Raw genomic sequence first — 21,651 nt, 5'->3', positions numbered from 1 at the left:
CTAACCTCCATAAGCCAGTACCAGGAACGCGCGCGCCAGCATCGCGCCGACGCCGACCGCCACGCCGAACAGCAGCAGGCCTTGCAGCAGACGGTTGGTGCGCTTTTGCTCGAGCAGGATCTGGCGGATCACGTCGTCGTTCGCGCCGCCCACCGGATGATGGCGCTCGGCCAGCATGTTATGGACGAGGCGCGGCAACTGCGGCAGCGTCTTGCTCCACTGCGGCGCCTCGATCTTCAGACGCTCGTACCAGCCGCGCAAGCCGATCTGCTCGTTCATCCAGCGCTCGAGATAGGGCTTCGCGGTCTTCCACAGATCCAGTTCGGGATCGAGCGAACGGCCTAGGCCTTCCACGTTCAGCATCGTCTTTTGCAGCAACACGAGCTGCGGCTGGATCTCGACGTTGAAGCGCCGCGACGTCGAGAACAGACGCATCAGCACCTGGCCGAGAGAAATGTCCTTCAGCGCGCGATCGAAATACGGTTCGCAGACCGCGCGGATCGCGCTTTCGAGCTCCTCGACGCGGGTGCTCGGCGGCACCCAGCCCGACTCCAGATGCAGCGTCGCGACGCGATGGTAGTCGCGCTTGAAGAACGCGAGGAAGTTCTGCGCGAGGTAGTTTTTGTCGAAGTCCGACAACGCGCCGATGATGCCGAAGTCGAGCGCGATATAGCGGCCGAAGTGCGCGGGATCGAGGCTCACCTGGATGTTGCCGGGGTGCATGTCGGCGTGGAAAAAGCCGTCGCGGAACACCTGCGTGAAGAAAATTTCGACGCCCTCGCGCGCGAGCTTCGGGATGTCGACACCCGCCGCGCGCAACGTATCGACCTGGCTGATCGGCACGCCGACCATGCGCTCCATCACGAGCACCGTGGGCGTGCAGAACTCCCAGTACATCTCGGGCACGAGCAGCAGGTCGAGCCCCAGGAAGTTGCGCCGCAACTGGCTGCCGTTGGCGGCCTCGCGCATCAGGTCGAGTTCGTCGTGCAGGTATTTGTCGAATTCGGCGACCACCTCGCGCGGCTTCAGGCGCTTGCCGTCGGCCCACAGACGCTCGGCCCATAGGGCGATGTCGCGCAACAGCGCGAGGTCGGAATCGATCACCGGCAGCATCTTGGGGCGCAGCACCTTCACCGCGACCGCCTTGCCCGCATGCTGGCCGGCCTTCACCTTCGCGAAGTGGACCTGGGCGATCGACGCGCTCGCGACCGGGACCCGCTCGAAATCGTCGAACAGCACGTCGACCGGCGCGCCGAGCGACTTCTCGACGAGCGCGATCGCGACCGCCGAATCGAACGGCGGCACCTGGTCTTGCAGCTTGGCAAGTTCGTTGGCGATATCGACCGGCAGCAGATCGCGACGGGTCGACAGCACCTGGCCGAACTTGACGAAGATCGGCCCGAGGCTTTCGAGCGCGAGCCGCAGACGCACGCCCGGCGGCGCATCGAACTTGCGACCAAGCGTCGTGATGCGCAGCAGCAGACGCACGCGCCGGTCGTTGATGCGGCTCAACATCATTTCGTCGAGGCCGAAGCGGATGACCGTGAAAAATATCTTGAGAAAACGCAGAAAACGCATGGCTGGGCCCGATGACTAGCGCGTGCCGCGCGACGTGGCGGCGCCGCCCGGCGTTTGCGCGCCGCGGGCTTCGACCTTCTGTTCGATGCGCTCGATGCGCTTTTCGACGCGCGCGAGCGAATCGCGCGCGCGCGCCACCTCGACGTTGAAGTCAGCGAGCGCGGTGCGCCGCACCAGCTGCGGATTTTCGTCGAGCAGGTACTCGGCGGCGGTGTCGAGCAGATTGCGACCGGTGCGCTGCACATACTCGCCGACTGAGCGGACTAGCGACGTGATGCGCCACGCGGGTCCATCACCGATCAGCTTCGCGAGATCTTCCTCCGGCTCCCAGCGCAGATGCTCGGCGAGCTTCGCGATCACGGTCGCGAACTCGGCGTCGCCCTCGATCTTCACGTGCTTCATCACCGCCGCCTGGCCACCTTGCAGGAAGGCCGGCAGTGCGTCGGACGGCACCGAGATCGTCACGTCGAACTGATGCGCATCGGCTTCGTCGAGCGTAGCGAGATAGCCGTCGGGCTGCACGAGCAGCGCGAGCACAACCGGCGGACATGACAGGCGAGCGGTCTTGCCCGCGTACGGGGCGAGGCGCTCGCGGGCCCACGATTCGCGGGCGAGCAGATGATTGACAGCAGCAGCGAAGGGCTTGGCGGCGAGGGTCATCGAAGGTGGCAAGAAAAAACCCGCGCGAGCGAGGTGCTTGCGCGGGCTCCCATTGTAACGTCCGTTCGCTTCGCGGCCTGCTATGCCGAACGGCCTAAGCCATGCGCGAGGTGAGGCATCGCTATGCCGTGGCCGGCCCTTTTCGAGGCAAACGCGACTCGATGCGTCGGCATGTCAGTGTTGCTCGACCTGCTGGATGCCGGCAAGCAGCCAGCCTTCGCCAGTGCGGTTCGCCTTCGTCAGATTCCAGACTTCGACGAACGGCTCGGCCGCCGCGCCAGGCTCCTCGCGGATCAAACCGGAGAAGCGCACGCTCGCGAAGGATTCGTTCGCGCGCTCCTCGACGCCGAGCAGCTCGGCGTTCAACTGCACGACGTCGGTCTGGTTCGGCTGTGTGCTGCGCGACGCGAGATCGACGCGCACTTCGGCGAACATTTCCGGCGTCGTGAATTCGCGGATGTCCTCGACGTTGCCGACGTCCCACGCGGCCTGCAGGCGCACGAAGTACACCTTCGCGTTGCGCAGAAACGCTTCCGAATCGAAGCCGGCCGGCACCGACGGCGTCGCGCCGAGCGATGGCGTGGTCAACGGGTTGCCCTGCGGTTCGAGATACGAGCCGGTGGGCGGCGCCGTGTAACGCGGCTCCTGAATATAGTCGGTGCCTTTCGTGTTCAGCGACGGCGCCGTGCCCGCGTAGGCAGGCTGCGCCGCATCGCGCTTACGGCCGGCGAAGCGGCGGATGAGCCAGATCACCACAATCGCGATCAACGCGATCACGATCACGTTCGCGAACATGCCGGCGAACGCCTCGCCGAGCCCGAAATGCGACAGCAATGCGGCGATGCCGAGACCGGCCGCGAGACCGGCGATCGGCCCGAGCCAGCGATTGCGGTTCGGCGCGGCGGGCGGCGTGGGCTTAGTCGCAGGCGCCGCCTGCGCGCTCTGCTGCGTGGCCTGACTGTTCTGCGCCGGCTGGGACGGCGTCGTCTGGCGCTGCTGTTGCAGACTGTTCGATTGACGGCCGAAGCTGCGGCCTCCGCCCATGCGGCGCGCTTCGGCGTCGAGAGAGGCAAGCGTGCCGGCCATCAGCAGACCGACCATCGCGATCAGTCCGATTCTTCTCGCCAGCGCCCCCTTAACCTTACGAGTAGATAACAAATTCGAATCGGACATTTCGCACTTTCCTTTAAAAATCGATGGGTTAGGGACTCTAGTATTTGATCCCCACATGCAAAGCTACCACGCCAGCTGACAAATTGTAATATTTGACGCCGTCGAGACCAGCTTGTTCCATCATAGTTTTCAAAGTTTCCTGGTCCGGATGCATGCGGATCGATTCCGCCAGGTACTGGTAGCTTTCCGCGTCCTTGGCGAAGCGCTCGCCGAGCCATGGCAACACCTTGAACGAATACAGATCGTAGACCTTCTTCAGCGGATCCCATACTTTCGAGAACTCGAGCACGAGCAGCCGCCCGGCCGGTTTCAGCACACGACGCATCTCGGCAAGCGCGATGTCCTTATGTGTCATGTTGCGCAAGCCGAACGCGACCGTCACGACGTCGAAGTAGTTGTCCGGAAACGGGATTTTCTCGGCATCGCACAGCAGCGCCGGCGTGATGATGCCCTTGTCGAGCAGCCGGTCGCGGCCCACGCGCAGCATCGATTCATTGATGTCGGTATGCCAGACCTCGCCCGTTTCGCCCGCCTGTTTCGCGAATGCTTTCGACAGGTCGCCCGTGCCGCCCGCAATGTCGAGCACCTTGTAGCCCGGCCGCACGTTCGCCTGGGCGATCGTGAACACCTTCCACGCCCGGTGCAATCCGCCCGACATCAGGTCGTTCATCAGGTCGTAGTTGGCGGCCACCGAGTGGAACACCCCCGCCACCTTCTGCGCCTTGTCCTGTTCGTCGACCGATTGAAAGCCGAAGTGGGTTTTGCTCATCGCGCTCGTCCTTTCGCGTGTTCTTGAATGTTGCGCCGCTCGAGCGGCGTTCGGGGGCGAATCGTATCAGTGACAGTGCCCGTGCGCAGCCGCGGCGGGCACCATCGGCGTGTCGCGGTCGATGCCGGCCGCTGCCAGTTTGGCGAGATACGCGCGCCAGAGTTCATCCTGACGCACGGCCATGTCGTACAGCAGGTCCCACGAGTAGATACCGGTGGCGTGTCCATCGGAGAAGGTCGGCTGCAGCGCGTAATTGCCGACGCCTTCGATCATCGTGATCGTCACGTCGCGCTTGCCGGTCTGCGGAGTTTCCTGACCGGGCCCGTGGCCCATCACTTCCGCCGACGGCGAATACACGCGCAGCAGTTCGAACGGTAGCCGATACGCTTCGCCGTTCGCGTACTGCAGTTCGAGCACGCGCGACTTCGAATGCAAGATCACGCCTGTCGGCACCGGCGTCTCGGGAGTCAATCCGCTCATGTTGGCCTCATCAGATAACGGCGGGTGATAACGTCGGATCGGCAGCCTCGCACGCCGACGGCAGTCCGGCGATGCGCGGCGACGGGTTCAGCGACGCTCAGCCCAGCGCCTGTTCAATTTCCTGCCGCACGGCTTCGCGCAGCAGCGTGGCGTGCGCGCGGCGCGACGACAACATCGCTTCGGACACCGTGCGCTGGCGCGGCGCCCAGATCGGCAGGGGGAAATGCGCGTCGTTCGAGAAACGCGGAATCACGTGCCAGTGCACGTGCGGCACCTGGTTGCCGAGGCTCGCGAGATTGACCTTCGCGGGCTGCATCACGCGCCGCTGCGCACGCTCGACCGCGTACACGGCCTTCATCACGTGATCGCGCTCGTCGGCAGAAAGATCCGAAAACTCGGCGACGTGAGCGTTCCAGATGACCCGGCAAAAGCCCGGGTAGTCGTGTTCGTCGGCGAGGACGACTCGCAGCGCGTCGTCCTGCCACAGCACATGGCCGCCGTCTTCACGGCAAAAAACGCAGTCCATCGTCGTCCTCGGCAAAAATCGTTGGTCGTGCCATTAAACCAGCACGCGCTCGATTCCGCCATTGTTCGCCCGTTGAACGTAGTCCGCCATCCAGTTTTCGCCGAGCACGTGACGTGCCATCTCGACCACGATGTAGTCCGCCTCGGTACCCGCGTCTTCGTTGTAGCGCGACAGCCCTTGCAGGCACGACGGGCAACTCGTGAGGATCTTGACGTCGGCCGAACCCGCGTTTCCGTGATTGGGCTGCGGACCGTCGCCGGCCTTCAGCACCGAACCGTTCGGCGCGCCCGCGGCGCCGACCGATGCATTGGCCGGATTGATCGCGTTCGCGCCCGCTTCGGCGACGAGAGGGATGCCGCGCAGCTTCGCCGCGCCCTTGCGGATTTCTTCTTCCTTGCGGAAGCGCACCTGGGTCGAGATGTCGGGACGCGTGACCGCGAGCGTGCCCGATTCGCCGCAGCAGCGGTCGTTCTTCTCGATCTTGTAGCCGTCCTGCTCCGAACCCATCAGCTGATTGACGAGCTTGACCGGGTCCATCGTCTTGATCGGCGAATGGCACGGGTCGTGGTACATGTAGCGCACGCCGTTCACGCCATCGAGCTTGATGCCTTTTTCCAGCAGATACTCGTGGATGTCGATGATCCGGCAGCCCGGGAAGATCTTTTCGAATTCGTAACCGGCGAGCTGGTCGTAGCACGTGCCGCACGACACCACCACCGTCTTGATGTCGAGGTAGTTCAGCGTATTGGCGACGCGGTGGAACAGCACGCGGTTGTCGGTGACGATCTGCTCGGCTTTGTCGTACTGGCCCGAACCGCGCTGCGGATAGCCACAGCACAGGTAGCCCGGCGGCAGCACGGTCTGCACGCCCGCCTCCCACAGCATTGCCTGGGTCGCGAGACCAACCTGCGAGAACAGCCGCTCGGAGCCGCAGCCCGGGAAGTAGAACACCGCTTCGGTGTCGGCGGTGGTCGTCTTCGGATTGCGGATGATCGGGACGATCTTGTTGTCCTCGATATCGAGCAAGGCGCGCGCGGTCTTCTTCGGCAGGTTGCCCGGCATCTTCTTGTTCATGAAGTGGATCACCTGCTGCGTGATCACCGGCTTGCCGACCGTGGCGGGCGGATGCGCGGTCTGCTTCTTCGCGAACTTCTTCAGCACTTCATTGCCGAGGCGCTGCGCCTTGTAGCCGATGCCCATCATCGCGGTGCGCGCGAGGTTGATGGTCTGCGGGTTGGTCGCGTTCAGGAAAAACATGCCCGCGGCGTTGCCCGGGTTGAACTTCTTCTTGCCCATCTTGCGCAACAGGTTGCGCATGTTCATCGTCACGTCGCCGAAGTCGATCTTCACCGGGCACGGCGTCACGCACTTGTGGCAGACAGTGCAGTGATCGGCGACGTCGTTGAACTCGTCCCAGTGCTTGATCGACACGCCGCGGCGCGTCTGCTCTTCGTACAGGAATGCCTCGACCAGCAAGGACGTGGCGAGAATCTTGTTGCGCGGGCTGTACAGCAGGTTCGCGCGCGGCACGTGGGTCGCGCAGACCGGCTTGCACTTGCCGCAGCGCAGGCAGTCCTTGATCGACTCGGAAATCGCGCCGATATCGGACTGCTGCATGATCAGCGATTCGTAGCCCATCAGGCCGAAGCTCGGCGTGTACGCGTTGCGCAGGTCCGCGCCTTCGAGCAGCTTGCCCGCGTTGAAGCGCCCATGCGGATCGACGCGCTGCTTGTACTTGCGGAATTCGCCGATCTCGTCGTCGGTCAGGAATTCGAGCTTCGTGATGCCGATGCCGTGCTCGCCGGAGATCACACCGTCGAGCGAACGCGCGAGCTTCATGATGCGCGCGACCGCCGTGTGCGCGTCCTGCAGCATCTCGTAGTTATCGGAGTTGACCGGCAGGTTCGTGTGGACGTTGCCGTCGCCCGCGTGCATGTGCAGCGCGACGAACACGCGCCCGCGCAGCACCTGCTTGTGGATCGCCTGGGCTTCGTCGAGGATCGGCTTGAACTCGCCGCCGTTGAAAATCTGCCGCAATTCGGCGCGGATTTCCTGCTTCCACGACACGCGAATCGTGCGGTCCTGCGCGAGGTGGAATACGTTTGCGTCGGGTTGCGCGTCGACGCGGTCGGCGAACTTTTCGGCGAGCGACTCGTAGCCGAGGCCGACCAGGTAGTGCTGCGCCTCGCGCAGCGACAGGTCGAGCTTGCCGCGCACGAATTCCCAGCGCGTGCGCACACGCGCGAGTAGATCGAGCGCCTGCTGCACGCGGTCTTCGAGCAGCTCGGCGCTGGGGATTTCGTTCGCGTCGTCGCTCTTGCCGAGCGGCAGCTTGCCGCCCTTGAAGAACGCTTCGAGCGCGTCGACCAGTTGCAGCTTGTTCTTCAGCGACAGCTCGATGTTGATGCGCTCGATGCCGTCCGTGTATTCGCCCATGCGGTCGAGCGGAATCACGACGTCTTCGTTGATCTTGAACGCGTTGGTGTGCTTTGCGATCGCGGCCGTACGGCTGCGGTCGAGCCAGAAGCGCTTGCGGGCCTCGGCGCTGACGGCGACGAAGCCTTCGCCGCTCTTGCCGTTGGCCATGCGCACGACTTCCGAGGTGGCCTGCGCGACCGCGTCCGCGTCGTTACCGACGATATCGCCGATCAGCACCATCTTCGGAAACGCGTTGCGTTTGCTCTTGGTCGCATAGCCGACCGCGCGCAGATAGCGCTCGTCAAGATGCTCGAGACCCGCGAGAATCGCGCCGCCCTGGCGCGACGTCTCGAACAGGTAGTCCTTGATTTCGACGATGCTCGGAATCGCCTCGCGCGCCTGGCCGAAGAACTCGAGACAGACGGTGCGCGTATGCGCAGGCATCTTGTGCAGCACCCAGCGCGCGGACGTGATGAGGCCGTCGCAGCCTTCCTTCTGCACGCCCGGCAGACCGGCGAGGAATTTGTCGGTGACGTCCTTGCCGAGGCCTTCCTTGCGGAACACGCGGCCCTTGATGTCCAGCGCTTCGGTGCGCAGCAGCTTCTCGCCCGGCGCGTAGTCGCCGTCGAACCATTTGAGCTCGAAACGCGCGACTTCGATGTCGTGGATCTTGCCCATGTTGTGCTCGAGACGCGTGACTTCGAGCCAGTTCCCTTCCGGGTCGACCATGCGCCACCACGCGAGGTTGTCGAGCGCCGTGCCCCACAGCACCGCCTTCTTGCCGCCCGCGTTCATCGCGACGTTGCCGCCGACGCAGGACGCGTCGAGCGAGGTCGGGTCGACCGCGAACACGAAGCCGGCCTGCTCGGCCGCTTCGGTCACGCGGCGCGTGACGACGCCCGCGCCCGAGAAAATCGTCGCGACCTTGCGATCGACGCCCGGCAGCTGGGTCATTTCGACCGGGCCGAGCTGTTCGAGCTTTTCGGTGTTGATGACGGCCGAGAACGGCGTGAGCGGCACCGCGCCGCCCGTGTAGCCGGTGCCGCCGCCGCGCGGAATCACCGTCAGGCCGAGTTCGAAGCAGGCCTTGATCATGCCGGCGATTTCGGCCTCGGAGTCCGGCGTCAGCACGACGAACGGGTATTCGACGCGCCAGTCGGTCGCGTCGGTCACGTGCGAGACGCGCGACAGGCCATCGAACTTGATGTTGTCTTTCTGCGTGACCTTGCCGAGCACGCGCGTAGAACGGCGGCGCAGGTCGTAGGTCTGCTGGAATTCGCTGGCGAATTGGTCGATCGCGCGGCGCGCGGCCTGCACCAGCTTTTCGACGCGTGCGGCGCGCTCGACGCCGGCTTCGTCGCCGTGTTCGCGCAGATCGGCGCGGCGGCGCTTTTCGATTTCGGCGAGACGGTGATTGAGCGCCTCGATCAACAGCGCGCGGCGCTTCGGATTGTCGAGCAGGTCGTCCTGCAGATACGGATTGCGGCGCACGACCCAGATATCGCCGAGCACTTCGTACAGCATGCGCGCCGAGCGGCCGGTGCGGCGTTCGGCGCGCAGTTCGGCGAGCGCGTCCCAGGCGTCGTTGCCGAGCAGGCGGATGACGATTTCGCGGTCGGAGAACGACGTGTAGTTGTAGGGAATTTCGCGCAGACGCGCTTCGGGATCGGCGGCCACCGCGCCGGCGGCGCCGTGCGGATCGAAAACTTGAGGTGCGTTCATGGTTGGACGACTCGGTAGGTCAGCCTGGCGCACTCGTCACGAGGCGTCGGCGGACAATGCGCGTGGGGCGCAATGCTTGAAATCTTCTAGGGCTTCAAGGGGAGCAAGCACGACCGGCGGCCAACTCACGGCGGTCGCTTCGCGGCACTCAGAGACAGCTACACGATCGCGCGTGGCGGACATGCCGTTCCGCCGCGGGGCAGGATTCGCGCGGGACGGGCATTAAATGGGCGATCCGAGGCTGCCAGTGCATCTTCCGATCCTTATTCCAAAACGAAATTCTACCGCATCATTCCGCCACGCGTTGACGGTGGGAATCGGGCGGCAGCGGGGGTTCGGGGGATTTGGCGGTGAGTTTGGCGCTATTTCGCACGCCGCCTCATTGACCGGCCGGACGGTTTGGCAAACTTCGATCATGCAGTTGACAAACGGCCGGGCCAGGGGCGTGCCACCCTTCCCCGGAGTGCGCTGAACGGCCAGAGCGGGCACCGTTGGCGCTATCATTGACGTTTTCCCGTCTTACACAGCGCACCGCGCCACCCGCATGGCTTCCCACGACTACCTGAAAAAGACCCTGACCGCGCGCGTCTACGACGTGGCGCGCGAGACCGAACTCGAACGCGCGCCGAACCTGTCGGCGCGGCTGTGCAACCCGGTCTATCTGAAGCGCGAGGACAACCAGCCGGTGTTCTCGTTCAAGCTGCGCGGCGCATACAACAAGATGGCGCATATTCCGGCCGAGGCGCTCAGTCGCGGCGTGATCACCGCGTCGGCGGGCAATCATGCGCAGGGCGTGGCGTTATCGGCGGCACGCATGGGCGTGAAGGCGATCATCGTCGTGCCGGTGACGACGCCGCAGCTCAAGGTCGACGCGATCCGCACGCATGGCGGGCCGACTGTCGAGATCGTGCAGTTCGGTGAGTCGTATAGCGACGCCTATGGTCACGCGGTCAAGCTGCAGGAAGAGCGCGGCCTGACCTTCGTGCATCCGTTCGACGATCCGTACGTGATCGCCGGTCAGGGCACCGTCGCGATGGAAATCCTCAGCCAGCACCAGGGGCCGATTCACGCGATCTTCGTGCCGATCGGCGGCGGCGGTCTCGCGGCCGGTGTCGCCGCATACGTGAAATCGGTGCGCCCCGAGATCAAGGTGATCGGCGTGCAGACCGATGATTCGTGCGCGATGGCCGCGTCGTTGCAGGCGGGCGAGCGCGTGACGCTGAACGAAGTGGGGCTGTTCTCCGACGGCACCGCGGTGAAGCTCGTCGGCGAAGAGACCTTCCGTCTGTGCCGCGAATATCTCGACGAAGTGCTGCTCGTGAACACCGATGCGCTGTGCGCCGCGATCAAGGACGTGTTCCAGGACACGCGCAGCGTGCTCGAACCGGCGGGCTCGCTCGCGGTGGCCGGCGCCAAGCAGTATGCCGAACGGGAAGGCATCGAGAACCAGACGCTGATCGCGATCACGTCGGGCGCGAACATGAACTTCGACCGCATGCGCTTCGTCGCCGAACGCGCGGAGGTGGGCGAAGCGCGCGAAGCGGTCTTCGCGGTGACGATCCCCGAAGAGCGCGGCAGCTTCAGGCGCTTCTGCGAGCTGCTCGGCACGCGCAGCGTCACCGAGTTCAACTACCGGATCGCTGACGCGAACTCGGCGCATATTTTCGTTGGCGTGCAGATCCGCAATCGCAGCGAATCGGCGCAGATCGCCGGCGCCTTCGAAGCGCACGGCTTCGCCACCGTCGACCTGACCTTCGACGAACTGTCGAAGCAGCACATCCGCTACATGGTCGGCGGCCGCTCGCCGCTCGCGCGCGACGAACGACTGTTTCGCTTCGAGTTTCCGGAACGTCCGGGCGCGCTGATGAAATTCCTGTCGTCGATGGCGCCGAACTGGAACATCAGCCTGTTCCACTACCGCAACCAGGGCGCGGACTACAGCTCGATTCTGGTCGGCATTCAGGTGCCCGGGAGCGACCACGCGGCGTTCGAGCGCTTCATCGAAACGCTCGGCTATCCGTGCTGGGAAGAGACGAAGAATCCGGTCTATCGTCTCTTCCTCGCCTGATCTCTTCGAACCGGAACGCAACGATGGCGCTTTCGCTCGTCGACAAACTGGTGGTCGCAATCTCGTCGCGCGCACTGTTCGACTTCGAGGAAGAGAACCGTGTCTACGAGGCCGGCGACCTGAACGCTTACGAAGCGTTGCAGCGCGAGCGTCTGAACGTGCCCGCGAAACCGGGCGTGGCGTTTCCGCTGATCCGCAAGCTGCTTGCGCTGAACGCCGGCGGTCATCGCGTCGAAGTGGTGATCCTGTCGCGCAGCGATCCGATCAGCGGTCTGCGCGCGTTTCATTCCTGCCGCGAACACGGGCTCGCGATCGAGCGCGGCGTGTTCACGCGCGGCCGCGCGCCGTTCGGTTATCTGAAGCCGCTGAACGCTTCGCTGTTTTTGTCGGCGAATCAGCACGACGTGCGCGATGCGCTCGCCGCTGGCTTCCCAGCCGCACGCGTGTTGCCGGAATCGGCGAAAATGGCGAGCAAATACCCGGACGAAATCCGCATTGCGTTCGACGGCGACGCGGTCTTGTTTTCCGACGAAGCGGAACGCATCTTCCAGCAAGACGGCCTGCGCGCGTTCGTCGGTCACGAGATCGACAACAAGCATCTGCCGCTCGCGGACGGTCCGCTCAAGCCGCTGCTCGAAGCACTCCACCGGCTGCAAAAACTCGCGGACGCGGCCGCGCCGATGCGCATTCGCACGGCGCTGGTGACGGCGCGCTCGGCTCCCGCGCATGAGCGCGCGATCCGCACCCTGATGGCATGGAACATCGAAATCGACGAAGCGATGTTCCTCGGCGGCCTCGACAAAAGCGCATTTCTGCGCGAGTTCGAGCCCGACTTTTTCTTCGACGACCAGATCGGCCACTGCGAATCGGCCCGCGTCGTAACCGCGACCGGGCACGTGCTGAGTGGCATCGTGAACGCATCATGACACCCGAACAATCCCCGCTCGGCAAGTCCTCGACTTACACCGAACAATACGATCCGACGCTGCTATTTCCGATTGCGCGCAGCCATGCGCGCGAGGCGATCGGCATTACCGCGCGACTGCCGTTTTTCGGCACCGACATCTGGAACGCCTACGAGCTGTCGTGGCTGAACGCGCGCGGCAAGCCGCAGATCGCCGTCGCGACGTTCTTCGTGCCGGCCGACTCGCCGAACATCGTCGAGTCGAAATCGTTCAAGCTGTATCTCGGCTCGTTCGCGCAGACTGCGTTCGACTCGGCCGAGAGCGTGCGCGACACGATCAGGCGCGACGTGTCCGCGTCGTGCGGCGCGAGCGTGTCGGTACATCTGAGCACACCGCACGAATTCGGCAAGCTGAAAATGGAAGAATTCGCCGGTCTGTCGCTCGACCGGCTCGAACTCGAGGCGAGCGTCTATCAGCCGGACGCGTCACTTTTGAGCGCGGCGCGCGACGAAGCGCCGGTCGAGGAAACGCTGTTCTCGAACCTGCTGAAGTCGAACTGCCCGGTGACCGGTCAACCGGACTGGGGCAGCGTGCAGATCCACTACGCCGGCCCGCAGATCGATCACGCGGGCCTGTTGCGATACATCATCTCGTACCGCAATCACACCGGGTTTCATGAGCAATGCGTCGAGCGAATCTTCGTCGACATCATGAAGATGTGCAAACCGCTGAAGCTCGCCGTGTATGCGCGCTACACGCGCCGCGGCGGGCTCGACATCAACCCGTTCCGCACCAACTACAACCTGCCGATGCCGGACAACATGCGGCTCGCGCGGCAGTAACTCCAACACAAAAAACAGCGGTAAACGCGACGAGGGCGCCGCAGGCCATCACGACCTGCGGCGCCCTCGTCACATGAAAGCCATCAAAGCGATCAGGCCGCCGGCTTCTTATAAGCGACGCAATCCACCTCGACCTTGCAGTCGATCACCATCGACGACACCACGCACGCGCGCGCCGGCGGATTCTCGCCAAAATACTCGCGAAACACCTTGTTGAACGACGCGAAGTCGCGCGGATCGTCGAGCCACACGCCGCAACGCACGACGTGCTCGGCGCCATAGCCCGCTTCCTTCAGGATCGCGAACACGTTCTGGATCGCCTTGTGAGATTGCTCGACGATGCCGCCGTTGATCACTTCGCCGTTTTCCATCGGCGTCTGGCCCGACACGAACAGCCAACCGTCCGCCTCGACCGCGCGCGCGAACGGCATCACCTGACCGCCCGTTCCCTTTCCGCCTTCCACGCCATATCGCTTCATCGTCACACTCCTTAAAAAGTCGGGCACGCGCGGCGCCCTCGCCGCGCGTGCCGCCATCAATCGATAAAAAATCAGAACGCGCCCTGCGCATCGCCCTTCGACGGCGCGCCGCGCGTGACGAACCGGCCAGCCCGCTCGCCCGTCACCGCGCCATCGCGATACGACAGCACGCCGTTGACCCACACCGCATCGATGCCGGCAGCGGGCTGCTGGGGCTTGTCGAACGTCGCCACGTCATGCACTTTCGCCGGATCGAACAGCACGAGGTCCGCGTGATAGCCGATATGCACTTCGCCGCGTTGCGCGAGTCCGAAGCGGCGCGCGGACAGGCTCGTCATCTTGCGCACCGCTTCCTCGAGCGGCAGCAAAGCGGCATCGCGCGCATAGTGACCGAGCACGCGCGGAAACGCGCCCCACAGCCGCGGATGCGGCAGCGGATCGTTCGGCAGGCCGTCGGAACCGACCATCGTCGCCGGATGCGACAGGATGCGCCGCACGTCGTCTTCGGACATGTTGTGATAGACCGCGCCGGCCGGCTGCAGGCGCTTGCCCGCCTCCTGCTGCGAGACGCCCCATTCGGCCGCGACTTCCTTGATCAGCTTGCCCGCCATTTCCGGATGCGGCTCGGACCACGTGATCGTGATGTCGATGTCGCCTGTCACCTGCTTCAGATCGAGCGTCGACGAGCTGCGGTTGTACGGATAGCAGTCGCAACCGACCGGCTGCCCGCCGCGCGCGCCTTCGAGCGACTTCAGCACCTCGACGCTGCGCCCCCAGTTCGACGGCCCCGCGCACTTCAGATGCGAGATCACGACCGGCACACGCGCATGACGACCGACGCGGTAGGCCTCGTCCATCGCGTCGAGAATCGCGTCGAACTCGGTGCGCATATGGGTCGTGTACAGCGCGCCCGCGGCCGCGAGCGGCTCGGCGAGCGCCATCACTTCCTCGGTCGGCGCGGCGAACGCCGAACCGTATGCGAGCCCCGAGCTGAGACCGAGCGCGCCGTGCGCGAGCGCTTCCTCGAGCTGCGCGCACATGCGCTCGATTTCCTCGGCAGTCGCCGCGCGATCGAGCCGGTCCATCTGGTTGTTGCGCAACGCCGTGTGGCCGATCAGCGCGCCGACGTTCACCGCCGGCCGCGCGGCGTTCACCGCGTTCACATAGTCGGCGAAGGTCGGGTACTGGAACGCGTCGCGCTCGCCGAGCAGGTTCATCGGATCGGGCGGATCGCCCTTCAGCGATACCGGCGACGCGCTGATCCCGCAATTGCCGACGATCACCGTCGTCACGCCCTGGGTGATCTTCGGCAGCATCTGCGGCGAGCGGATCACATGCGTGTCGTCGTGCGTGTGCACGTCGATAAAGCCCGGCGCGAGCGCGCGCCCCTCGGCCTCGATCACCTCTTCGGCGAGCCAGTTCGACAGATTGCCGATCGCGACGATGCGCCCGTCGCGGATCGCCACGTCGCGCTCGACGGGCGGCGCGCCCGTGCCGTCGTACAGTTGCGCGCCGACGATCAGCGTGTCGGCGGCTTCGGGATGCGAATGCATGGATCAGTCTCCTAACGGTTGTCGATCGCCGCCGCCGCGGTGCGCGTCGAGCGCGTGCTTCATGCGGCGCAGCAATTCGCGGCTTTCGTCGCCTTGACTGACGGCAAGTTCGGTGACGAGCACATCGAGCGCCATCATCATCGCGTAACGGGACGACGACGGCTTGTAAATGAAATCGGTTTCGAACGCGACGATCGGGATCAGCCAGTTGGCGAGCTTCGCCAGCGGCGACGCGGGCGCCGTCAGCGCGACCACCGTCGCACCGTAGCTGCGCGCGATCTTGCAGTTCTCGACCATCTCGGGCACGCGCCCCGTGGTGGACAGCGCGATCACGACGCACTCGCGCGACACCGTGCTCGCCACCATGCGCTGCAACAGCCCGTCCTGATAGGTCGCGACCGGGCGGCCGAGGCGCACGAGCCTGAAACGCATTTCGTCAGCGAGCGCGGTCGAGCCGCCGCCCATGCCGAACACGTAGATCATGCGCGCATCGCGCAGCGCGGCCGCCGCTTCGGCGAGCGGCGCCTGGCGCAGCAGTTGATGATTGTGCGCGAGCGCCGTTTGCAACTCGTCGAAGACGCGCGTGGCGATCGGCTCGGGTGCGTCGCTTGCGGTGTCGCGCTCGAGAAACCGCTGACCGACCGCCGCCGCCTGCGCGAGCCGCAGCTTGAGTTCGCGCACGTCGCGGCAGCCGACGGCCTTCGCGAAGCGCGTGACGGTCGCGATGCTGACCTCGGCCTGCTGTGCCAGCGCGCCGATGCTCGCGCGCGACGCGCCGGTCAGATCGTCGAGGATCAGCGCGGCGACCTTGCGTTCGGCCGAGCGCAACTCCGGCGCGCACTCGGCAATGCGCGCGACGATGTCGAAAGCGAGCGGTTCGGCGCTACGGTTCATGGCAGGCGGTGGGGTTCGCGGCACGGCTTTCGCGGCCCTTTCCGGCGGCCTTCGAAACCCATGGTACTAAATAACATTCGTTCAGACATCGTACTTTCGATAACATGGTAAAGTCAAATCTGACTCAATTTACCCGGACGATGGAGCACGGAGACATGAAAGTTACAAACTATCAGGGCGCGACGATTGATCCTTATAGCAAGGGCTTGGGCATGGTTCCGGGCACGAGCGTCCAGCTGAAGGACGCCGCGCGCCTCGAGTGGAACCTGCTCGCCGAGGACGTCAGCCTGCCGGCTGCCGTACTGTACGAGGATCGCGTCGAGCACAACCTGAAGTGGATGCAGGCGTTCGTTGCCGAATACGGCGTCAAGCTCGCGCCTCACGGTAAGACCACGATGGCGCCGCAACTGTTTCGCCGTCAGCTCGAAACCGGTGCGTGGGGCATCACGCTCGCCACCGCTCATCAGGTGCGCGCGGCGTACCACGGCGGCGTCTCGCGCATCCTGATGGCGAATCAGCTGGTCGGCCGTCACAACATGATGATGATCGCCGAATTGCTCAGCGATCCGGATTTCGAATTCTTCTGCCTCGTCGATTCGGCTGAAGGCGTCGAGCAACTCGGCGAATTCTTCACCTCGGTGAAGAAGCCGCTGCAGGTGCTGCTCGAACTCGGCGTGCCGGGCGGACGCACCGGCGTGCGCGACGAAGCGCAACGCAACGCGGTGCTCGACGCGATCGCGCGCTATCCGGACGTGCTGAAGCTCGCGGGGGTCGAACTGTACGAAGGCGTGCTGAAGGAAGAACCCGAAGTGCGCGCGTTCCTGCAAGGCGCGGTTGCGGTCACTCGCGAACTTGTCGAGCAGGGGCGTTTCGCGCGCTCGCCGGCGGTGCTATCGGGCGCGGGATCGGCGTGGTACGACGTGGTCGCCGAAGAGTTCGCGCAGGCGACGCAATCCGGCAAGGTCGAGGTCGTGCTGCGTCCCGGCTGCTATCTGACGCATGACGTCGGCATCTATCGCAAGGCGCAGACCGACATCTTCAAGCGCAATCCGGTCGCGAAGAAAATGGGCGAAGGGTTGCTGCCGGCGCTGCAATTGTGGGCGTACGTGCAGTCCATTCCCGAGCCGGATCGCGCGATCATCGGCCTCGGCAAACGCGACTCCGCGTTCGACGCAGGCATGCCGGAGCCGGCGCGCCACTATCGCCCGGGCCGGCAAGCGCCGCGCGACATCGCCGCGAGCGAGGGCTGGGAAATCTTCGGCCTGATGGATCAGCACGCGTATCTGCGGATTCCCGCCGGCGCCGATCTGAAAGTGGGCGACATGATCGCGTTCGACATCTCGCATCCGTGCCTGACGTTCGACAAGTGGAAGCAGGTGCTGGTCGTCGATCCGCAGTATCGCGTGAAGGAAGTGATCGAGACGTTCTTCTGATCGGAACACGCCGCGCTGACTCAAGCGCGATCTGTTCCGCTAAAGAAAAAGGCTGTGCGCCCTTGGGCTCACAGCCTTTTTTATCGCCACGCGCGGACTAAAAATCACATGCGCTGCGCCGCCTCGTCGCCGGCGGTCTCCTGCGGCGCGGCGGCCACGGTCGCGGCGCTGGCGTTGGCCGTCACCTCGCCGATGCGCGTCTCCAACATTTTCAGCGCGCTCGACAACGCCGCGAGCGCCTCATCCGGCAACCCGGCCATCGTGTCGTGCAAGAACGCGTTGCGACGCGGCAGGCTCGCTTCGGTCGCGGCGTGGCCCGCTTCGGTCAGGCGCACGTTGGTCACGCGGTTATCGCGCGTATCCATGCTGCGCGCGATCCAGCCCAACCCTTCGAGCGCCTTCAGCTGTCGCGTGAGCGCGCCAGGATCGACGCGCAACCGCTCGACGAGCCGCTTCTGCGACGACTCGCCGGCCTGCTCGCGCAGCGCGAGCAGAATGCGCCAGCGTGGCAACGGATGCCCCACCTGGGCCTCGAATGCCGACATGAACGCCCGATACGTGCGACCAAATTGCTGCATGACGGCGACGCGGTCCTGTTCTTCCATAATCTGCCTGTCCAACACCAAGTTCAAAAATCAGTCTGCGTGAATCACCGGCTCGAGCTTGCGCTGCAGCTTGATCGGCGGCACGCGGCGGGTTTGCCACACCGACACGACGGCGATCACCGCGGCCATCGCGAGACCCAGATGAATCGCCCCGACCAGCGCCTCGCGCGCACTTTCGAGCAACATCGCGCCGTTGTGGCCAGCGTGGGTCAACTGGTCGACGAGCGTGGTCTGCGCATTGCGGTTGATCAGGATCTGCGGATCGCCGAGATCGGCGAACCAGTGCGTCGCGCCCGCGCCTTCGAGCGCATTGCGCACACCGCTCTTGTACATGTGGGTCACGAGCGTGCCGGTCAGCGCCGTGCCGATCATGCCACCGATCATCCGCAGCGACTGCAGCAGCGCGGTCGCGATGCCGAGGTGTTCGCGGCCTGCGGTCTGCTGCGCGAAGATCGTCAGGTTCGGCATCACGAAGCCGAGCCCGAGGCCGCCGACGACCATGAATGACATCAGCACCCATTGCTGCATCGAACGGGTCGCGACGACGATGCCAAGGCATGACAGCGCGACCATCGCAAAGCCGATGTACAGCATCAGGTTCGGATTCTTCACCCGCGACACGACGCGCCCGTTCGCGATACTGCCGATCGTGATGAACACGACGAGCGGCGTGATCACGAGGCCCGCCTCTTTCGGCGACATGCCGAAGCCGCCCTGGAACAGCAGCGGTGCGTAGAACAGCAGCGAGAACATCGTGAAGCCGCCGAGCACGGCCAGCGTGAACAGCGCGGGCCAGACTGCGGTTGCGGAACATGTCGACGGGCAGGATCGCGGTCGGGCAGCGCTTTTCCCATTTCCACAGCGTGACGGCCGACGCGACGGCGAGCCCGAGCAGCGCGAACGCGCTCAGCGTGATGCCGTGCTTCGGCAGCAATTCGACGAACAGCTGCAGTGAGCCGAGCGCGATCGCGATCAGCAGCGCGCCGGGCCAGTCGAGCCGCATTTTGCCGGTATGTTCGACGTGCCGCAGATGCGGCAGGAAACGCCAGACGAAAAACAGCGACAGCAGCCCGACCGGCAAATTCACATAGAACACCGAGCGCCAGCCGTAGTACTGCGTGAGAAAACCGCCGAGCGACGGGCCGACCGCATTGGCGATGCCGAACGCCGAGCTCATCAGCACCTGCCAGCGCAGCCGCACGACGGAATCGGGGAACAGATCGGGAATGCATGCGAACGCGGTGCCGACGAGCATGCCGCCGCCAATGCCCTGCAACCCGCGCGCGAGCACGAGAAACAGCATGCTGTTGGCCGCCCCGCACAGCACCGAGGCGCCGGTAAACACGACGATCGACGCAATCACGAACGGCTTGCGCCCGTAATAATCACCAAGCCGCCCGAAAATCGGCACGGTGATCACCGAGGTCAGCAGATACGAGGTTGCGACCCATGCGTACAACTCGAAGCCTCGGAGTTCGGACACGATGGTGGGCAGCGCGGTGCCGACCACGGTCTGGTCGAGCGCGACCAGCATCGTGACGAACGAGATGCCGAGCATGGCCAGCAGGGATTCGCGGAACGGTAAGACTTGCCCACTCGAATGGTGAGCGGCGGTATGGACAGCCATTTTTGATGGAGCAAAAGTTGACGTGTCAAAAGATTGGGGATCATACCACGATGCGACGCTCCAACCGGGACCGGAACGCGTCTTGCAACGCGGTAGACTGACCTTGAAGTATCCAAGACACGACATGCCAGGGAGGCCCATGCAGCCGAGTTCGCTCGCAGCACCATCCTTATCGGAGCAGGATCTCGCCGCGCTGCGGCGCGCGAAACACCAGCTCGAAAGCCCCGCGCTCACGATGAAGCTCGCGAGCGTCGTCGGCGCGCCGATCGAGAAGCTGCTATCGCGCATCCCGGCGTTCGCCAACCAAAAAGTGTCCGATGCGACGCAGGCCGCGTTGCGCAAATGTCTGTCGATCGCGCTACGCACGCTCGGCCGGCGCGACGACGCCAAGCTTCTCGCGCTCGACAAGCCGAACAACCTGCTGCACAAGTTCGCGGTCGCGACCACCGGCGCGGCCGGCGGCGCGTTTGGATTGATCGCGCTGCCAGTCGAGCTGCCGGTCACGACTACGCTGATGTTCCGCTCGATCTGCGACATCGCGCGCAGCGAGGGCGAGGACCTGACCTCGGTCGACACGCAGTTGCAATGCCTGACCGTGCTCGGCATGGGTGGTACATCGAGCGAGGACGACGACGCCGACCTCGGCTACTTCTTCATGCGCGGCGCGCTAGCGCAGGCGGTGTCGAAGGCGTCGTCCGAGGTGGCCAGCAAGGGCTTCACGACCCACGGCTCGGCGGCGCTGCTGCGGCTGCTCAACGCGATCGCCGCGCGCTTTTCGGTGCAGGTCAGCGAACAGATCGCTGCCAAATCGATTCCCGCGATCGGCGCGGTGCTCGGCGCGATGGTCAACACCGTGTTTATCGATCACTTCCAGCAGGTCGCGCACGGGCACTTCACCGTGCGGCGGCTCGAGCGGCAATACGGCCAGCAAACGATCGAAGCCGTCTATCGGACGCTCGACGTCACGCTCGACGCCTGAGCCCTGTTCGCGGCGCGGCTCGTCGCGCGTCGCACGAACGCGGCCGCGCGATCGAGCGCGCGGTTCGCCTCCGGCATGAATGGCGCGAACATCGGCCACACGTGCGGCAGGTTTTTCCACACCTCGCATTCGCAATCGACTCCTGCCGCGTGCGCGTTGTCGGCGACGCGGCGCGCGTCGTCGAGCAGCACCTCGGTGCTGCCCGCCTGCAAGAACAACGGCGGCAGACCGCGCAGGTCCGCGTAGACCGGCGACGCGTACGGATGCGTGGCCGGCGCGTCGCCGAGATAGACCTTGGCCGCGCGCTCGATCGAGGCGCCACAGAACATCGGATCGACGCTGTCGTTGGTGCGCAGGCTCGCGCCGGTCGTCGCCAGATCGGTCCACGGCGAGAACAGCAGGCCGCCAGCGGGCATCGGTGCGCCGGCGTCGCGCAGCGCGACCAGCGTGGCGAGCGCGAGGCCGCCGCCGGCCGAGTCGCCGGCGACCACGATCGAGCTCGGTGCGATGCCCATCGCGAGCAGTTGTCGATAGGCGGCGGTGGCGTCGTCAAGCGCGGCCGGAAAGCGATGCTCGGGCGCGAGGCGGTAGTCGAGGGAGAAGAGCCGCGCGTCTGCGCGGGTAGCGAGAGCGAACGTTAGCGACCGATGCGTGCGCGGCGAGCAGAAGTAGTAGCCTCCGCCGTGGCAATACAGCACCGTCGGCTCCGCGCCGCCGGCCGTGCCGCCGTCCACGCGTTCCAGCCATTCGCCGACGAGCGGCGCCTCGCCCGCGCCATACGTTTCGCGAAGATGCCAGCCGCGCGGCACGCGTGGCGACCACACCCGCTTCGAGGTCAGCGCGCGCGCACGCTCGACGTTGATAGACGGTTTGAGGGTTTCGGGCCGGAACTGCTTGCGCAAATACCAGCAAGCGAGCGCGCTTTGCCAGCTCATCGGGA

The 21,651-nt window shown here is 65.0% G+C and carries 17 protein-coding genes and 1 pseudogene; 5 read left to right on the top strand and 13 right to left on the bottom strand.

Going from position 1 to position 21,651, the window contains the following annotated elements:
• From ubiB to OKW26_RS36075, 7 genes are all read right to left on the bottom strand, one after another.
• On the bottom strand, nt 1-1,578 hold the full coding sequence (ubiB, locus tag OKW26_RS36105) for a ubiquinone biosynthesis regulatory protein kinase UbiB (RefSeq protein ID WP_090803000.1): 1,578 nt from the start codon (nt 1,576-1,578) through the stop codon (nt 1-3).
• Nucleotides 1,579-1,593: 15 nt separating this feature from the next.
• Complete coding sequence (locus OKW26_RS36100; RefSeq protein ID WP_429356580.1) at nt 1,594-2,238, bottom strand: ubiquinone biosynthesis accessory factor UbiJ; 645 nt, start codon at nt 2,236-2,238, stop codon at nt 1,594-1,596.
• Between the two features lie 174 nt (nt 2,239-2,412).
• Complete coding sequence (locus OKW26_RS36095; RefSeq protein WP_429356579.1) at nt 2,413-3,411, bottom strand: TIM44-like domain-containing protein; 999 nt, start codon at nt 3,409-3,411, stop codon at nt 2,413-2,415.
• Nucleotides 3,412-3,448: 37 nt separating this feature from the next.
• Complete coding sequence (gene ubiE / locus OKW26_RS36090) at nt 3,449-4,180, bottom strand: bifunctional demethylmenaquinone methyltransferase/2-methoxy-6-polyprenyl-1,4-benzoquinol methylase UbiE (RefSeq protein WP_184062414.1); 732 nt, start codon at nt 4,178-4,180, stop codon at nt 3,449-3,451.
• Between the two features lie 66 nt (nt 4,181-4,246).
• Nucleotides 4,247-4,660, bottom strand: a complete 414-nt coding sequence (locus tag OKW26_RS36085) for a gamma-butyrobetaine hydroxylase-like domain-containing protein (protein ID WP_429356578.1) — start codon at nt 4,658-4,660, stop codon at nt 4,247-4,249.
• Between the two features lie 97 nt (nt 4,661-4,757).
• Nucleotides 4,758-5,186, bottom strand: a complete 429-nt coding sequence (locus tag OKW26_RS36080; RefSeq protein ID WP_090802993.1) for an HIT family protein — start codon at nt 5,184-5,186, stop codon at nt 4,758-4,760.
• 33 nt (nt 5,187-5,219) lie between these two features.
• Nucleotides 5,220-9,326, bottom strand: coding sequence for a DUF3683 domain-containing protein (locus OKW26_RS36075; RefSeq protein ID WP_429356577.1), 4,107 nt, complete (start codon nt 9,324-9,326; stop codon nt 5,220-5,222).
• Between the two features lie 502 nt (nt 9,327-9,828).
• On the opposite strand from OKW26_RS36075, the gene ilvA reads away from it, so the two are divergent.
• From ilvA to queF, 3 genes are read left to right on the top strand one after another with little or no spacing between them, the layout of a single operon-like run.
• Nucleotides 9,829-11,394, top strand: a complete 1,566-nt coding sequence (gene ilvA, locus OKW26_RS36070; RefSeq protein WP_429357159.1) for a threonine ammonia-lyase, biosynthetic — start codon at nt 9,829-9,831, stop codon at nt 11,392-11,394.
• Between the two features lie 23 nt (nt 11,395-11,417).
• Complete coding sequence (locus OKW26_RS36065; protein WP_429356576.1) at nt 11,418-12,320, top strand: 5'-nucleotidase; 903 nt, start codon at nt 11,418-11,420, stop codon at nt 12,318-12,320.
• A complete protein-coding gene (gene queF / locus OKW26_RS36060) occupies nt 12,317-13,141 on the top strand; it encodes an NADPH-dependent 7-cyano-7-deazaguanine reductase QueF (RefSeq protein WP_429356575.1) in 825 nt (274 codons plus the stop codon). The genes OKW26_RS36065 and queF overlap by 4 nt, the downstream gene beginning before the upstream one ends.
• Before the next feature lie 92 nt (nt 13,142-13,233).
• On the opposite strand, the gene OKW26_RS36055 is transcribed toward queF, so the two are convergent.
• The 3 genes from OKW26_RS36055 to OKW26_RS36045 form a co-directional block, all read right to left on the bottom strand.
• Complete coding sequence (locus OKW26_RS36055) at nt 13,234-13,620, bottom strand: RidA family protein (RefSeq protein WP_008923846.1); 387 nt, start codon at nt 13,618-13,620, stop codon at nt 13,234-13,236.
• A 71-nt stretch (nt 13,621-13,691) separates the two neighbouring features.
• Nucleotides 13,692-15,173 (bottom strand): N-acyl-D-amino-acid deacylase family protein, encoded by a 1,482-nt coding sequence (locus OKW26_RS36050; RefSeq protein ID WP_184053838.1) that lies wholly within the window; start codon nt 15,171-15,173, stop codon nt 13,692-13,694.
• 3 nt (nt 15,174-15,176) lie between these two features.
• Nucleotides 15,177-16,067: a MurR/RpiR family transcriptional regulator gene (locus tag OKW26_RS36045; protein ID WP_090802984.1), complete on the bottom strand. Its 891-nt coding sequence runs from the start codon at nt 16,065-16,067 to the stop codon at nt 15,177-15,179.
• Between the two features lie 155 nt (nt 16,068-16,222).
• Here OKW26_RS36045 and OKW26_RS36040 point away from each other — a divergent pair, with 155 nt between their 5' ends.
• Complete coding sequence (locus OKW26_RS36040; RefSeq protein WP_184062443.1) at nt 16,223-17,500, top strand: amino acid deaminase; 1,278 nt, start codon at nt 16,223-16,225, stop codon at nt 17,498-17,500.
• A 104-nt stretch (nt 17,501-17,604) separates the two neighbouring features.
• Here the strand turns inward: OKW26_RS36040 and OKW26_RS36035 are convergent, their stop codons facing one another.
• Both OKW26_RS36035 and OKW26_RS36030 read right to left on the bottom strand, forming a co-directional pair.
• Entirely contained in the window at nt 17,605-18,105 is a 501-nt protein-coding gene (locus OKW26_RS36035) for a MarR family winged helix-turn-helix transcriptional regulator (RefSeq protein ID WP_429294473.1), read from the bottom strand.
• A 30-nt stretch (nt 18,106-18,135) separates the two neighbouring features.
• Nucleotides 18,136-19,732 (bottom strand): annotated as a pseudogene (locus tag OKW26_RS36030) (MDR family MFS transporter).
• A gap of 139 nt (nt 19,733-19,871) precedes the next feature.
• On the opposite strand from OKW26_RS36030, the gene OKW26_RS36025 reads away from it, so the two are divergent.
• Nucleotides 19,872-20,711, top strand: coding sequence for an EcsC family protein (locus OKW26_RS36025; protein ID WP_429356574.1), 840 nt, complete (start codon nt 19,872-19,874; stop codon nt 20,709-20,711).
• Here the strand turns inward: OKW26_RS36025 and OKW26_RS36020 are convergent.
• Nucleotides 20,678-21,646: an alpha/beta hydrolase gene (locus tag OKW26_RS36020; protein WP_184053856.1), complete on the bottom strand. Its 969-nt coding sequence runs from the start codon at nt 21,644-21,646 to the stop codon at nt 20,678-20,680. The two genes, OKW26_RS36025 and OKW26_RS36020, sit on opposite strands and share 34 nt — an antisense overlap.
• Nucleotides 21,647-21,651: the final 5 nt, after the last annotated feature.

Source organism: Paraburkholderia sp. 32, assembly GCF_050435345.1.
GTDB lineage: Bacteria > Pseudomonadota > Gammaproteobacteria > Burkholderiales > Burkholderiaceae > Paraburkholderia > Paraburkholderia tuberum.
This window is presented reverse-complemented; position numbering and strand designations above follow the sequence as displayed.

What these genes read in the sequence shown, in the direction of transcription:
- OKW26_RS36025 (WP_429356574.1), top strand. Translation starts at nt 19,872, where the DNA reads ATGCAGCCGAGTTCGCTCGCAGCACCATCCTTATCGGAGCAGGATCTC.
- OKW26_RS36045 (WP_090802984.1), bottom strand. Translation starts at nt 16,067, where the DNA reads ATGAACCGTAGCGCCGAACCGCTCGCTTTCGACATCGTCGCGCGCATT.
- OKW26_RS36085 (WP_429356578.1), bottom strand. Translation starts at nt 4,660, where the DNA reads ATGAGCGGATTGACTCCCGAGACGCCGGTGCCGACAGGCGTGATCTTG.
- queF (WP_429356575.1), top strand. Translation starts at nt 12,317, where the DNA reads ATGACACCCGAACAATCCCCGCTCGGCAAGTCCTCGACTTACACCGAA.
- OKW26_RS36080 (WP_090802993.1), bottom strand. Translation starts at nt 5,186, where the DNA reads ATGGACTGCGTTTTTTGCCGTGAAGACGGCGGCCATGTGCTGTGGCAG.
- OKW26_RS36040 (WP_184062443.1), top strand. Translation starts at nt 16,223, where the DNA reads ATGAAAGTTACAAACTATCAGGGCGCGACGATTGATCCTTATAGCAAG.
- OKW26_RS36055 (WP_008923846.1), bottom strand. Translation starts at nt 13,620, where the DNA reads ATGAAGCGATATGGCGTGGAAGGCGGAAAGGGAACGGGCGGTCAGGTG.
- OKW26_RS36075 (WP_429356577.1), bottom strand. Translation starts at nt 9,326, where the DNA reads ATGAACGCACCTCAAGTTTTCGATCCGCACGGCGCCGCCGGCGCGGTG.
- ubiE (WP_184062414.1), bottom strand. Translation starts at nt 4,180, where the DNA reads ATGAGCAAAACCCACTTCGGCTTTCAATCGGTCGACGAACAGGACAAG.
- OKW26_RS36095 (WP_429356579.1), bottom strand. Translation starts at nt 3,411, where the DNA reads ATGTCCGATTCGAATTTGTTATCTACTCGTAAGGTTAAGGGGGCGCTG.
- OKW26_RS36050 (WP_184053838.1), bottom strand. Translation starts at nt 15,173, where the DNA reads ATGCATTCGCATCCCGAAGCCGCCGACACGCTGATCGTCGGCGCGCAA.
- ubiB (WP_090803000.1), bottom strand. Translation starts at nt 1,578, where the DNA reads ATGCGTTTTCTGCGTTTTCTCAAGATATTTTTCACGGTCATCCGCTTC.
- OKW26_RS36100 (WP_429356580.1), bottom strand. Translation starts at nt 2,238, where the DNA reads ATGACCCTCGCCGCCAAGCCCTTCGCTGCTGCTGTCAATCATCTGCTC.
- OKW26_RS36020 (WP_184053856.1), bottom strand. Translation starts at nt 21,646, where the DNA reads ATGAGCTGGCAAAGCGCGCTCGCTTGCTGGTATTTGCGCAAGCAGTTC.
- OKW26_RS36035 (WP_429294473.1), bottom strand. Translation starts at nt 18,105, where the DNA reads ATGGAAGAACAGGACCGCGTCGCCGTCATGCAGCAATTTGGTCGCACG.
- OKW26_RS36065 (WP_429356576.1), top strand. Translation starts at nt 11,418, where the DNA reads ATGGCGCTTTCGCTCGTCGACAAACTGGTGGTCGCAATCTCGTCGCGC.